We start from the raw sequence: 12,779 nt of genomic DNA, 5'->3' as shown, positions 1-12,779 counted from the left end.
ATTATCCGCAGCTCAGGTTAGTTATTCAGCTCAACATCTTTGTAAGGAAAAAATTGGTGTTGCTAATCACCGTAATAGCTTACGCTATTTATTACTTTATTAGGATGCTTGTGAAAGAGGTGAAAGCTTGTGCTTGGAAGAGGAAAATAGGCTGACGACGGGCATTGTCAGCCTATGTGGGAGAGTAGGCTCCCTAAATCTTTACTAGTGTAGTTGCGATGAAGGCTTGCTGCGGAAAAAGCCCAGCTCATTTAACTTCTCAATTATTTTAGGATCGTCTAAACGGCTCGGAGTTTCTTCATCTCTTAAATAATGATCGTTTGGTACCGCATGCATATCGAGCATTTTATGAAACAGGATATTGCGAATTGCCAGCGCTGTCATGCCGCTGTCCTGAATTGCGTCTAGCCTTTCTTGGAGGTCTGAAAAAGGCGCAGCCTTAACGTCATCCACTACTGCAGAAAATTGACCATTAGATTTATTCTTAATCATAAAACCCCCAAAGGTATAGCTTGTTCACAATCCAGTGACACGATGTTCAAAAGGCATTCGGTATCAATTTATGTTCATAAAATAGATACTTACGCCATGTCCGATGTGATCAGTTTACTCTGAAGTGGGGGCAAATTACCATCTTGGATGTAAAGCTTTGTAAATCGAATAATGAGAGGAATGAAACAATAAAAATAGACGTCTAGACGTAACACAATGATCTGAATATGAAAATAGTTCTCAGTACCAATTATGATACTGAGAACCAATATCTAATTTAAGTAAATAATTTCTCTTTTACGTGTTCTGCAAAACCACTACCTGCTTCAAGGTAGAAGTTATAGGTAGAATTCACGCCCATTTCTTCTAATTCCTTCTGTTGGTCAGGGTAGTTCGCAATGGCGGTAACTTGGCCGTTATAACCCGATGCTTTGAGCTGTTCTAGTGCGTAAATGTTCTGCATATGCTTTGGCATCGCGAGCATTACCATTTCTACTTCAGAATGATTTACACGTTGCCAAAAGTCAGGATCGGTTGCGTCGGCAGTCAATACTCTGCGGCCTCTGGATACATGTTTTTCAACTACCTCTGGCTTAATATCTACACCTGCAACGGTGTCTGGGAAGCTAGCTTGTATCGTTTCATAAGCACCTGTTCCAATTCTTCCCATGCCAAATATTACGATTTTGGTATCGGTTAGGTTTACGGGGAGCTCTTCTTCTAAGCGGTCTTGGCTTTCAAACTTTAATAACCAAGGCTCTAATTTAACGTAGATTTCGTTCGAGCGTTTGTTTAGCGGAGACGCAATCACAAAAGTAATAGAAACAGCAATAGCCACGACTGCTAACCAGTCAGGAGCAACCGCACCAGAAGCAGATGCAACGGCACACACGATAAGACCAAACTCGCTATAGTTAGTGAGTGTAAAAGCGCTCAATAGCGATGTACGAGAACGCAATTTGAACATATTGGTGAAAAGATAATAAAGTGAGACTTTAATCGGTAGAACAATTACCAGTAGAATCGCTATTAAAAGTGCATCCAGTGTAATCGTGGCATTCAAACCAATATTCAAGAAAAAGCCAACAAGCAAGATGTCTTTTACATTCAGTAGTGATTTTGATAACTCACCGGCTTTTTTATGTGGCGCGAAAATCATACCCATGATCAGCGCACCGAGATCACCTTTGAGACCCGCAAATTCAAAGGCATGATAACCTGCGACTAACGCAAAAAAGAAGCCAAAAAGAGGGAGTAACTCACCATGCTTTGAACGGCTTAATACCCAAAACATAACTGGACGTACAAGCGGTAGCACTACAAGCAGTGCCAGTGCCCAAATATTGGGTACTTTGCCCGTACTGACGGCGAGAAAGATAACCGCAAAGATATCTTGCATAACCAAAATACCGATTGAGATTTTACCGTGAAGACTTGCCATTTCACCGCGTTCTTCTAGCACTTTTACCGCAAAAACGGTACTGGAAAAGCTAAATGCAAAACCAACCAATAAAGCGCTTTGCCAGTCTAGGTCAGTAAATAAAGGTAGGCTCATCGCCCCTAGCATCAACAACAGGCTAGCGAAAAAGGCCGTACTGGTAATGATGTGCATACTCGCTGGCGCCCAAACTTGAGGCTTTATCAAGTTACCAACTCGTAACTTTAAGCCGATGCTGAAAAGCAGCAGCGTTACACCAAGATCTGCCAGTTGGGTAAGTAAGTCCGTGGTTTTATGGCCAAGTAGGTTTAAGACAAAGCCTGCCATCAAAAAACCAATCAAAGGAGGAAGCTTTAATTGATAAACAGAAAATCCGCATGCAAATGCGACAGCAAAATAGAGCAGTTCCATAACTTTAAATTTTTATCCAAGATATGAGCAGTGTACCAAAACCTCCTGATATATAAATTATAAATTTTCGCTGACAAGTTGGAAAAAATATGGTTATGATGCTGGTAAGGACATACCGGACAGGAGACGTAATGTTTAAGAAGATCCTAGCATCTGTCGGTATCGGTGCGGCAAAAGTAGATACTGTATTGGAAACAGAGCATTTGCACCCGGGACAGAAATTTCAAGCGCAAATTGTAGTAAAAGGCGGTGACGTTAGCCAAGAAGTAACAGGTTTAGAGCTTGCGCTTATGACAAGAGTTAAGGTTGAAGGGGAAGACGGAGAATACTTTAGTAATCATGTTATTGACCGTTGGCGAGTAGGTAATAATTTCACGATAGGCCCAGGCGAAGAAAAAGTTATTCCTTTTGAAGCTCGACTTCATTCAGAAACACCAATCACAGAAATCAATGCGGGCTTCAACCGTTGTCATGTTTGGATTGAAACTGGTTTAGACATTGATTTAGCAATCGATCCGTCAGACAAAGATGCTTTGCACATTTATCCAAATGAAGCGGTGAAAGCATGTATGACAGCGATGGAGCGTTTAGGCTTCCATTTAGTGAAAGCGGATGTAGAAAAGGGCTATTTACGAGCGTCTGAGTTTCAGTCTGTTTCTGGTTGTTACCAAGAATTAGAATACCGACCAAACTCACGTGCATTATTTGGACTACAAGAAGTTGAGCTTTCGTTTGTACCTGAAGCGCATCGAACTCATGTACTGATAGAGTTGGATAGAGCGTTTCGAGGGGATGGTTACGTCGATCTAACGATTGAGCACGATCACGTAAATATCTCTCAATTGTGCGATCAGTTGGAGCGGCTGTTCTCATAATCACTTAATTTACTCTAAAACGCCCAGCTTTGTCTGGGCGTTTTTGTTCCAAGCATAAATGAGAGAAGAAAATGAATTGGCAAATTAGAAGTTATGATGCGCTCACTAAAGATGAGCTTTTTGAGATTTTAAAGCTAAGGGTTGATGTATTCGTTGTGGAACAAGCATGTCCCTATCCAGAAATTGATGATACCGATAGGGCGCCTGACACTCGACATCTGTTTTTGGTAAAAGATGAACAAATTTTAGCGTATGCACGTTGTTATAGAAAATCCGCAACTACTGCATCCATTGGCCGTGTTATTGTATCGTCAATGCTTCGAGGGCAGGGCGTTGCACATGATCTTATGCATCGCGCGATAGCTTGTTGTGAAACGGATATTACCCATGAGGCTTTAGTTATTTCTGCGCAGTGTTATTTAGACAAGTTTTATACGGGGCTCGGCTTTGTGAAGCAAGGTGAAGATTATCTAGAAGATGGGATCCCGCATCAGGATATGCTATTTGTGAAAAAGTAAAAGAGGCTACGAGTAGCCTCTTTTTATGAGCGAAATTATAGTGAATTTAAAAATACCGCAGCAATGGCAATTGGACAAACAAAGCGGATGTACCAAGGCCATACTTTCCAGAAAAAACTACTGCCAACTTCCGGGCATCCTGATTCAATTTCTTTAAGCAGTTTTGCTCTGTGCCAAATCCAACCGACAAATACACAGCACAGCATGCCAAGTAGTGGCTGACCAAACTTAGTTGTTAGGCTAACAGTAAAGCCGAACAGGGTTTCGATGTTTACCAAAATGGTGAAGCTTACGGCTGTTACCAGAGTACCGATGATCCAGGTGGCCTGTACTCTGCCCAATGCAAAACGTTCAACAGCATAGGATACGGGCGCTTCTAGCATCGAAATAGACGAGGTGAGTGCGGCAATACTCATCAAAGCAAAGAAAGCGAAGCTTACCAAGAGGCCAATACTCCCCATACTATCAAACAATGCTGGCAATACTTGAAACACTAAGGTGTCTTCATTAAGCAGTGAGCCGTCAGCTGCAAAAATCTCTACGCCTTGCGCTTGCGCGACATACATGGCGGGAATGATAAGTAAGCCGGCAACGAATGCGATAAAGACGTCGATTAAGGTAACCATTGCACCAAGTGAAACTAGATTCTCTTTTTTACTAATGTATGAGCCGTAAATGATCATCACGCTGGTACCAAGCGAAAGCGAGAAAAATGCTTGTCCTAGGGCATCAACGAGTAACTGCGGATTGAGCACAGAAGAAAAGTCAGGAACAAGATACACTTTAAGTCCTTCAACGGCACCTTCTTGGGTTAATACATACGCAATTAACGAGAATAAAATACCGATAAGTGCAGGCATCAAACGCTTTGACCACTTTTCAATCCCGTTTTCTACGCCTTTACTAATTATAAGCACGGTGAGTGCAATAAAGGCGGCTGTAAAGACGATGTTGCGCGACATAGACGAATCAGCAAGCCAAGATTGCGTTTGAGTCATTGATGCAACTTCTGCGATGGGTTCAAGTGTTGCGCTAAACATCCACCCAGCTACGATTGCATAGAAACTTAAAATGAGACCCGCACAAATTATGCCGCCGAATCCGACAACAAAAGCAAGCTTACTTTGCCATGCTGTATTTGTTAGTTTGCGCAGTGAAGATACGGCATTTGCTTGGCCGTGACGACCAATGACAAGTTCTGCCATTAGTGCTGGATAGGCAAGACAAAAAGCCAAAACCAGATAAACTAAAACAAACGCAGCACCACCATTGGATGCCGTTTGTGTTGGAAACCCCCAAATGTTTCCCAAACCTACCGCCGACCCTGCGGCGGCCATAATAAAACCAAAGCGAGAGCTGAACTCTCCTCGGACATTGCTCATAATTATTATACTTCTCTAAAAATTTCTAACGGCGCTGACAATCTACTGTAATTAAAAAGAAATAAAAAGAGTAAATTATCTTGATTTAGCGCAAGTTTTAGCCTGATATTTAGCCGTAATTAAGTTGTTGCACTCAAAAAGCAAAGCTTAGCTTATAAGCTAATGTTTTCACGATTATTTCTATATGAGATAAGTCGACGTGTAGCGACTTATTTACAATAATTATTTTTCTTTACAGGGTAGCGAAAGCACAAATTTTGCGCCACCTAATCGTTCTGACTGGCTAACGGTGGCTGTACCATGATGCCAATCCATGACTTTTGCAACGATTGCAAGGCCTAAGCCATAGCTTTTACCTGCACGGTTGCGGTGAGTTTGTTCTTGAAAGAAAGGACTAAAGACTTTATCCCAATTTTGTCTCGCGATCCCAGGGCCATCGTCTTCAACGGTAATAATGAGCCAATGTTCGGTGCGGTGTGCACTTAATAACACACTGGCAGTGGCAAAATCACAGGCATTACTGATCAAATTACTTATCGCTCTTGCAAGCCAATGTAAGTCACCATGGATCATTAAGTGTTCAGGAATTTCTACGCGGCCAGACAGCTGGTTCTTTTGCAGCTTTGGTTGCATTTGCTGCATCAGGTCTTGACCATAGCGAGATAGAGTTGTTACTTCGTGCTTGAGTAAATGAGACTTTTGTTCAAGCGTCGCAAAAGATAGATAGCTCGAGAGCATATCTTCCATTTGATCTAGATCTTTTTCCATGCGCGCCAAATAGTCGTGAATCGCATCGATATCACTTTCATCTAAAGCTGCATCTAGGCCAAATCTTAAACACGCAACAGGTGTTCGAATGTCATGAGAAAGACTGGAGGCCATGAGCTTATTCTCAGCCATCAACTTCTCTATTTGGCTTGCCATACGATTAAAGGTATTTTCTAAGTCACGGATGTAAGTGAAATGATTGGGGGCGATGCGCGCGCTTAGATTACCGCTGGCAAAGTGCTTTGCTGCAGTGTTGAGAACGATCAAGCGTTTAACTAACGGAGAAAGAATAAACCATAATATTGCACAAATGCCACCGTAGAAAAATAACGTTAGCAATACGTCGTAATCTGCCTGTTCAACCTGAGGCTCCCATTCAAGTTCAACGTAATCAGGCACCATTTCAGGGGTTGTTTTTAGCAGATATACATTCTCATTCTCAATCACTAACCCATCAGGTAGTAACATCTGTTGCTTTAACTCGAGCGGCATGGCTAAAGTATCGCCATCTTTATAACGAATGTTGATGTCGAATTGTTGGGCAATTAAAGCCGTTGCATTTTCGCGCTCTTCCTGCTCAATATTTGCAACTTGCTTCGCAAGGCCGGTGATCAGCTTGCTTTGCCACTCAAAACTATCTTCTAAGGGAGCGGTTTGCTGATTATAGGTGTCGATCACCCAACCCAGTGCAAAGATCGAAATCAATGCACCGGCGAGTAAGTAGATGTAGAGTTTCTTCACGATATTAGCTTGCGACCTTCATTACCAAGCTGATGGTACGAGTAGATATCCTTTACCCCACACCGTTTTAATTTTTTCTGGGTTTTGAGGATCATCATTAAACTTTTTACGCAAGGCAGAAATGAGCACATCAACGCTTCTGTCGAGGCCGTCATACTCTCTTCCTTTTGTCGCTTTAAATACCGCATCGCGAGAGACAACTTCACCAGCGTGACTGGCTAAAAATTGCAGTAGTAGATATTCAGCACTAGAAACGATGACCTCTTGGCCAGCAACACTGACTTTGCGAGCTTGAGTGTCGATACATAGCTGTCCAACTACGAGTTCGTGATTGGCTGCGTGATGATCTTGCGGTTTTTCCTGTGCAGCGCGCACATTTGCTTTGATCCGAGCGAGTAAGGCACGAGGACGAACAGGCTTGATAACGTAATCGCTAGCACCGACTTCCAAACCGATGACTTCATCCATTTCTTCATCTTTGGCAGTGAGCATAATAACAGGCTTGTTATAAAACTGACGTAAGTCGCGGCATACACTGATACCGTCCTTACCAGGGAGCATAAGATCAAGTAAAACAAGGTCGGGGTCTAGTGACTTAACACGTTCAATAACTTCATCACCGCGATAACAGCAATGTGTTTTATAGCCTTGGTTATCAAGATATTCGGCGACCCATTGCGCCAATGAAGTATCATCTTCAACCAATAAGATTGTGCCGTATTGCTCCATGTCTTTACTCCGAACTTTTTATTTTTCTGCGTCGAGTATAATCCTAAAAGCGTTATTGTCTGTAAATAAGTGTAGCGCCAGCCTGTAGTTGACCTCTATCAAACTGGCGAGTACTTATGTTACTTAACGTTTAGCTTTTCAATTAAACTCTCGGCCAAGTGTTTTTGCATATCCGCTGTTAACGCTGATACTTCCGTTTGGGTACATGCACCAGCGGTTTTTTCAAGCGGTGAAACCGTTTTAGTTACCTTGTAAGGAGGAATATCAACGGGCTTCTCGCCACGTTGACGGCGTGCCTCGTCGGTATTTTGTGCGACGATAAACGACAGTACATCGTGTTCGTTTTCTATTTTTTCCACTTCAGTAAAGGTGAATTGTAAAGGGATACCTTGGAAGCCCGCACTATCTACTGAAGATTTAGCAAACCAGACAACATCGGATGATGTTTGGTGTGCCAAACGCATACTGACAGACGCCACAATATTAGTACATTGAAATGCAGGCGAATTTTGAGCTAGTTCAGCAATATGTGGATGTGGATTTCTTGGTCTATCTAGTGCATACGTTTTATTAGCTGCAAATTCCAAATCAAGTTGATGAATTGTTAGCGTGTAGTTTGCGTTTTTAGCTGCAACAACTTTCAGGCCTTTTTTCTCAAGTAAAGCAACAATCTGCTTTCTCAGTGTATCAGTCAAGCTTACCTTATCGGCATTGATGTAGACTGTGTCACCTTGAGCAAGTGGATGAGCGGGCAATTGCACTGATTTAATTCGTGCGGAATTAAGTTCGGTACTATAGCTGATTTGATAAACAGACTTTTTTAGTAGTGGCTTCTTAGGTACATCTAACTTTGGCGCTAATGGCGCTGTGGTGACACATCCAAAAAGTAGACTTGTACATAGAGCTGCTAGCACTAAACGCATTAAAATACCTCAATTAAACAGTTATTTTCTTATATTTAGTGAGTTCCGCCAATTCATCATGTTAGTATGGCGGGCGAGTGTTAATGAAATGAGTCATTATGAAGTCGCTAATTCTCACATTAGTTTGTTATTTTTGCATTAGTTATCCAAAAATAACGATTGCAAAAACCCCAAACCAGCAATGGTCACAATTTTTAAAGAGCTATTCTAAGCAAGTCGAGCGCAAACTAAAAGAAAAATCGGTGCCCGGTGCTGCTTTATCCGTCGTGCATGTCGAGCATGGCAGCTACGCAGAAGGTTTTGGCAAGACAAAAAGTCGACAAGGAAGTGTGGTCAACGAACAAACTCGCTTTCGCTTGGCATCGGTTTCAAAAACGTTTGCAGGAAGTCTAACGGCTAAATTGGCGAGCGAAGGGTATTTTAATATTGACGATAGAGTGGGTAGCTATTTGCCGCAAGTCGCCAAAGGTGATTATAGCCAACTTAAGCTCTATCATTTGTTAAGTCACTCGAGTGGCTTAGTGCCTAATGCCTACGATAATTTAATCGAGTCTCGCATGGACTACCCACAGATTGTTGAGCGCTTACTGCAAGTCAAAGCGTTATGTCAGCCCGGGGAGTGTTATGGTTATCAAAATGTCATGTTTAGCTTGATTGGAGATGTTATCGAGCAGGCGACGAACATTAGTTACAAAACTTGGATGGAAGAGTTTGTTTTCGCGCCACTTAATATGCATGACGCCGGTCTAGGCTACGAGCAAATGACAAAAAATGATAATTTTGCGTGGCCGCATGTCAGAGGGCGAAAGCGTTGGCATACCGCTAAATTAAAGCCGCATTATTATAAAGTGCTCCCCGCAGCTGGTGTAAACGCCAGTGCTGCTGATATGGCGCAGTGGTTAAAAGCACAATTAGGTCTGTATCCAAGTGTTTTATCACCAGATGCTCTGAGTAAGCAATCAGTGCCGTATACGTTGACGAAACGTGAGCTGCGCAGGCGTGTTTGGCGTGGTCATGTAGAAGAAGCTTACTATGGACTTGGATGGCGAATTTATCGCTATGATGGCAAATTGCTCTATTACCATAGCGGCTGGGTGCAAGGTTATCGTACCGATGTGGTGATTATTCCAGAGCTTGGAATTGGGCTTAGTCTACTGTTAAATGCAGAGAGTGGCATTATTAATCAGCTAACAAACGACTTTATTGTTGACGCATTGGCGCTTGAGAAGAAATTACTGCCTCAGGTGAGTGAGCAGGAAATTAAGAAAGTAAAAGCAGAAGAAGCGAGTTTATTACAAGAGATTGCGACGTCTTCAGGTGAAAACGTCGCAGACAACAAAGATTAGTTACGAGGTAACTGGATCTTTTTGTCTTCGCTTTGGCGGTACAACACAATGATATGGCCAATGGTTTGTACTTTATGTGCATTTGTTTCACGAACAATTGCTTCAAAAATCAGTTTCTTAGTTTCACGATCATTGGTTGGTACTTTTACCTTGATAAGTTCGTGAATGTTCAGGTTTTGCTCAATTTCAGCCATGACGCCTTCGGTTAGGCCGTTTGCGCCTAGAAGAACAACTGGGTTTAAAGAATGAGCTAGCCCTTTTAGGAACTGCTTTTGTTTATTTGATAAGGTCATATTGATACAATCTTATTTATTAAAAGGCTTGAATTATCGATATTCTAACGCCATCTAGACAATATTACTAATGAGTTGTAGTTAATATGGCAAATAAAAAACATTCCGCCAGTTCGAAACGTTGGTTAAAAGAACACGTAGAAGACCCGTATGTGCATGAAGCCCAAAAACGTGGCTATCGTTCACGAGCGGTTTTTAAGCTGGAAGAAGTCCAGCAAAAGGATAAATTGATCCGCAAAGGAATGACGGTAGTTGATTTAGGGGCTGCTCCGGGGAGCTGGTCGCAGTATCTCGCAGAGCAGGTAGATATTGACGGGCAAGTTATTGCTTGTGATATCTTACCGATGGACTCATTAGCGGGTGTCGATTTCCTTCAGGGGGACTTCAGAGAAGAAGCGGTATTAAATGCATTACTGGATAGAATAAACGGCAAGAATGTTGATGTGGTTTTTTCTGATATGGCACCAAATATGAGCGGAAATATGTCAACCGATCAATCTGGCAGTATGTATCTGGTCGAGCTAGCATTAGATATGTGCCATCAAGTGCTAAAACCAAACGGTGCATTTGCGGTTAAAGTTTTCCAAGGAGAAGGCTTTGATCAATTTGTACAAGAGGTACGTAATTGTTTTAAGGTCGTAAAGATCCGTAAACCAAAAGCGTCTCGTCCTCGTTCACGCGAAGTATATGTAGTGGCGACGGGCTACAAACTGTAGTACAGTTGGAAAGCATCAAGTTGAATTTGAATTTTTTTGGATACAAGAGGTTAACTCCTTGAGCGATATGGCTAAAAATCTAATACTCTGGTTAGTGATTGCAGTAGTGCTAATGACTGTGTTCCAGAGCTTTAACGGTGGCGAACAATTTGATCGCCAAACGAGTTACACACAATTTGTAAAGGATGTGCGCAATGGCTCTGTAAGAGAAGTCAGTATTGATCGTCAAACCGGCGTGATTAGTGGCGTTCGTTCAAGTGGAGATCGTTTTCAAACAGTAATTCCATTAACTGATTTGGATTTGGTTAATGACTTACTTAAGAACGACGTAAATATCAAAGGTGTTGCACCGGAGGAGCAATCTTTCCTTGCGAATATCTTTATTTCTTGGTTCCCAATGCTACTGCTTATCGGGGTATGGATTTTCTTCATGCGCCAAATGCAAGGCGGTGGCGGCAAAGGCGCAATGTCGTTTGGTAAAAGTAAAGCTCGATTAATGAGCGAAGACCAAGTTAAGACAACATTTGCGGACGTTGCTGGTTGTGACGAAGCGAAAGAAGATGTTACTGAGCTAGTAGATTTCTTGCGTGACCCGTCAAAGTTCCAAAAGTTGGGCGGTAGCATTCCGAAAGGCGTGTTGATGGTTGGTCCTCCAGGTACGGGTAAAACCCTACTTGCTAAAGCCGTTGCTGGCGAAGCAAAAGTACCATTCTTTACCATTTCCGGTTCTGACTTCGTAGAAATGTTTGTTGGTGTTGGTGCATCTCGTGTTCGTGACATGTTTGAACAGGCAAAGAAAGCTGCGCCTTGTATCATCTTTATCGATGAAATCGACGCGGTAGGCCGTAAACGTGGCGCAGGTATGGGCGGTGGTCACGACGAGCGTGAGCAAACACTTAACCAAATGCTTGTAGAAATGGATGGCTTTGAGGGTAACGAAGGTATTATCGTTATTGCTGCTACTAACCGTCCTGATGTACTAGACCCTGCATTATTACGTCCTGGTCGTTTCGATCGCCAAGTCGTGGTTGGTCTTCCGGATATTCGTGGCCGTGAACAAATCTTAAACGTTCACATGCGTAAAGTGCCTTTAGACGATAATGTTGAAGCGTCTGTGATTGCACGTGGTACGCCGGGTTTTTCTGGTGCTGACTTAGCTAACCTTGTGAATGAAGCTGCACTGTTTGCCGCTCGTGGCAACAAGCGTAAGGTAAGTATGGCGGAATTTGACGCCGCGAAAGATAAAATCATGATGGGTGCTGAGCGTAAGTCCATGGTGATGAGCGAGCAAGAGAAGGAAATGACGGCTTATCACGAAGCCGGTCACGCGATTGTTGGTCGTTTAGTGCCTGAACATGATCCTGTATATAAAGTGTCGATTATTCCACGTGGTCGCGCATTAGGTGTAACAATGTATTTACCGGAGCAAGACCGTGTAAGTCACTCTAAGCAACACCTAGAATCTATGCTTTCGAGTTTATACGGTGGTCGTATCGCTGAAGCGCTGATTTACGGCGATGACAAGGTAACGACAGGCGCGAGCAACGATATTGAGCGCGCAACCGATATTGCTAAGAAAATGGTTACTCAGTGGGGCTTAAGTCCGAAACTTGGCCCACAGATGTACTTAGAAGAGCAAGGCGAGATGTACATGGGTGGTGGTTCTCACCGCATGTCAGGTATGTCAGATGAAACTGCTAAGCTTATTGATGCTGAAATTAAAGATTTCATCGATCGCAACTACAAACGTGCGGAGCAAATCCTAAAAGATAATATGGATATTCTTCACACGATGAAAGATGCGTTGATGAAATACGAAACGATTGATGCATTGCAGATTGATGATCTAATGGAGCGTCGTGATGTTCGTCCACCAAGGGATGCGCATGACATTAAGCCAGAGAAAAAAGCAGAATCTGCGAAAGTAACAGAAATAAAACCTGAGCCTAAAGCTGAAAAGCCAGCAGAAGAGCAGTCAAACGACACATCATCAAACTCAGAGCTTGATGACAAATCGTAAGATTAGGTAGAATACGACAGCCCCGAGCAATCGGGGCTTTTTTGTATCAGTTGATATAAGTTTTATGACATTCGATGCGAGAACTTAAATCAACTGCTATAAGCCTTTCGTTATCACCAAACTTAGA

Annotated in this window: 12 protein-coding genes; 5 read left to right on the top strand and 7 right to left on the bottom strand. The window is 42.6% G+C overall.

Annotated elements, in window-relative coordinates; genetic code table 11:
* Nucleotides 1-204: 204 nt before the first annotated feature.
* Nucleotides 205-492, bottom strand: coding sequence for a hypothetical protein (locus tag BB427_RS07430; protein WP_069020008.1), 288 nt, complete (start codon nucleotides 490-492; stop codon nucleotides 205-207).
* A 277-nt stretch (nucleotides 493-769) separates the two neighbouring features.
* Nucleotides 770-2,341 carry a cation:proton antiporter family protein gene (locus BB427_RS07425; RefSeq protein WP_069020006.1) on the bottom strand — a complete coding sequence of 524 codons (1,572 nt, stop codon included), beginning with the start codon at nucleotides 2,339-2,341 and terminating at the stop codon, nucleotides 770-772.
* Between the two features lie 131 nt (nucleotides 2,342-2,472).
* Between BB427_RS07425 and BB427_RS07420 the strand changes: the two genes are divergently transcribed.
* Nucleotides 2,473-3,216, top strand: a complete 744-nt coding sequence (locus BB427_RS07420; RefSeq protein ID WP_010605088.1) for a sporulation protein — start codon at nucleotides 2,473-2,475, stop codon at nucleotides 3,214-3,216.
* A 71-nt stretch (nucleotides 3,217-3,287) separates the two neighbouring features.
* Nucleotides 3,288-3,734 (top strand): GNAT family N-acetyltransferase, encoded by a 447-nt coding sequence (locus BB427_RS07415; protein ID WP_069020005.1) that lies wholly within the window; start codon nucleotides 3,288-3,290, stop codon nucleotides 3,732-3,734.
* A 35-nt stretch (nucleotides 3,735-3,769) separates the two neighbouring features.
* Here BB427_RS07415 and BB427_RS07410 read toward each other — a convergent pair whose 3' ends face one another.
* The 4 genes from BB427_RS07410 to BB427_RS07395 all read right to left on the bottom strand — a co-directional run bounded on the left by BB427_RS07410 (nucleotide 3,770) and on the right by BB427_RS07395 (nucleotide 8,277).
* On the bottom strand, nucleotides 3,770-5,116 hold the full coding sequence (locus tag BB427_RS07410; RefSeq protein WP_045987612.1) for a sodium-dependent transporter: 1,347 nt from the start codon (nucleotides 5,114-5,116) through the stop codon (nucleotides 3,770-3,772).
* Between the two features lie 222 nt (nucleotides 5,117-5,338).
* Nucleotides 5,339-6,625, bottom strand: coding sequence for a sensor histidine kinase (locus tag BB427_RS07405; RefSeq protein WP_069020003.1), 1,287 nt, complete (start codon nucleotides 6,623-6,625; stop codon nucleotides 5,339-5,341).
* Nucleotides 6,626-6,646: 21 nt separating this feature from the next.
* Nucleotides 6,647-7,354, bottom strand: coding sequence for a response regulator (locus BB427_RS07400; RefSeq protein WP_039497374.1), 708 nt, complete (start codon nucleotides 7,352-7,354; stop codon nucleotides 6,647-6,649).
* Between the two features lie 119 nt (nucleotides 7,355-7,473).
* Nucleotides 7,474-8,277, bottom strand: coding sequence for a hypothetical protein (locus BB427_RS07395; RefSeq protein ID WP_069020001.1), 804 nt, complete (start codon nucleotides 8,275-8,277; stop codon nucleotides 7,474-7,476).
* 98 nt (nucleotides 8,278-8,375) lie between these two features.
* Between BB427_RS07395 and BB427_RS07390 the strand changes: the two genes are divergently transcribed.
* The gene (locus tag BB427_RS07390; RefSeq protein ID WP_069019999.1) at nucleotides 8,376-9,623 is read left to right on the top strand and encodes a serine hydrolase domain-containing protein; all 1,248 of its coding nucleotides are present in this window, start codon (nucleotides 8,376-8,378) and stop codon (nucleotides 9,621-9,623) included.
* Here the strand turns inward: BB427_RS07390 and yhbY are convergent.
* Complete coding sequence (gene yhbY, locus BB427_RS07385) at nucleotides 9,620-9,916, bottom strand: ribosome assembly RNA-binding protein YhbY (protein WP_010373854.1); 297 nt, start codon at nucleotides 9,914-9,916, stop codon at nucleotides 9,620-9,622. The two genes, BB427_RS07390 and yhbY, sit on opposite strands and share 4 nt — an antisense overlap.
* A gap of 86 nt (nucleotides 9,917-10,002) precedes the next feature.
* Between yhbY and rlmE the strand changes: the two genes are divergently transcribed.
* Both rlmE and ftsH read left to right on the top strand, forming a co-directional pair.
* The gene (gene rlmE / locus BB427_RS07380) at nucleotides 10,003-10,632 is read left to right on the top strand and encodes a 23S rRNA (uridine(2552)-2'-O)-methyltransferase RlmE (RefSeq protein ID WP_017215956.1); all 630 of its coding nucleotides are present in this window, start codon (nucleotides 10,003-10,005) and stop codon (nucleotides 10,630-10,632) included.
* A 67-nt stretch (nucleotides 10,633-10,699) separates the two neighbouring features.
* Nucleotides 10,700-12,652 carry an ATP-dependent zinc metalloprotease FtsH gene (gene ftsH, locus BB427_RS07375; protein ID WP_069019997.1) on the top strand — a complete coding sequence of 651 codons (1,953 nt, stop codon included), beginning with the start codon at nucleotides 10,700-10,702 and terminating at the stop codon, nucleotides 12,650-12,652.
* The last annotated feature ends 127 nt before the right edge of the window (nucleotides 12,653-12,779 follow it).

The organism is Pseudoalteromonas sp. BMB (genome assembly GCF_001709235.1).
Classification (GTDB): domain Bacteria; phylum Pseudomonadota; class Gammaproteobacteria; order Enterobacterales; family Alteromonadaceae; genus Pseudoalteromonas; species Pseudoalteromonas maricaloris.
Note: the sequence above shows the minus strand (reverse complement) of the source record. Positions and strands in the feature narration are given on the sequence as shown.

Excerpts from the sequence above, each read along its gene's own strand:
- rlmE (WP_017215956.1), top strand. The coding sequence starts at position 10,003 with ATGGCAAATAAAAAACATTCCGCCAGTTCGAAACGTTGGTTAAAAGAA.
- BB427_RS07430 (WP_069020008.1), bottom strand. The coding sequence starts at position 492 with ATGATTAAGAATAAATCTAATGGTCAATTTTCTGCAGTAGTGGATGAC.
- BB427_RS07425 (WP_069020006.1), bottom strand. The coding sequence starts at position 2,341 with ATGGAACTGCTCTATTTTGCTGTCGCATTTGCATGCGGATTTTCTGTT.
- BB427_RS07420 (WP_010605088.1), top strand. The coding sequence starts at position 2,473 with ATGTTTAAGAAGATCCTAGCATCTGTCGGTATCGGTGCGGCAAAAGTA.
- yhbY (WP_010373854.1), bottom strand. The coding sequence starts at position 9,916 with ATGACCTTATCAAATAAACAAAAGCAGTTCCTAAAAGGGCTAGCTCAT.
- BB427_RS07400 (WP_039497374.1), bottom strand. The coding sequence starts at position 7,354 with ATGGAGCAATACGGCACAATCTTATTGGTTGAAGATGATACTTCATTG.
- BB427_RS07415 (WP_069020005.1), top strand. The coding sequence starts at position 3,288 with ATGAATTGGCAAATTAGAAGTTATGATGCGCTCACTAAAGATGAGCTT.
- ftsH (WP_069019997.1), top strand. The coding sequence starts at position 10,700 with ATGGCTAAAAATCTAATACTCTGGTTAGTGATTGCAGTAGTGCTAATG.
- BB427_RS07395 (WP_069020001.1), bottom strand. The coding sequence starts at position 8,277 with ATGCGTTTAGTGCTAGCAGCTCTATGTACAAGTCTACTTTTTGGATGT.
- BB427_RS07390 (WP_069019999.1), top strand. The coding sequence starts at position 8,376 with ATGAAGTCGCTAATTCTCACATTAGTTTGTTATTTTTGCATTAGTTAT.
- BB427_RS07410 (WP_045987612.1), bottom strand. The coding sequence starts at position 5,116 with ATGAGCAATGTCCGAGGAGAGTTCAGCTCTCGCTTTGGTTTTATTATG.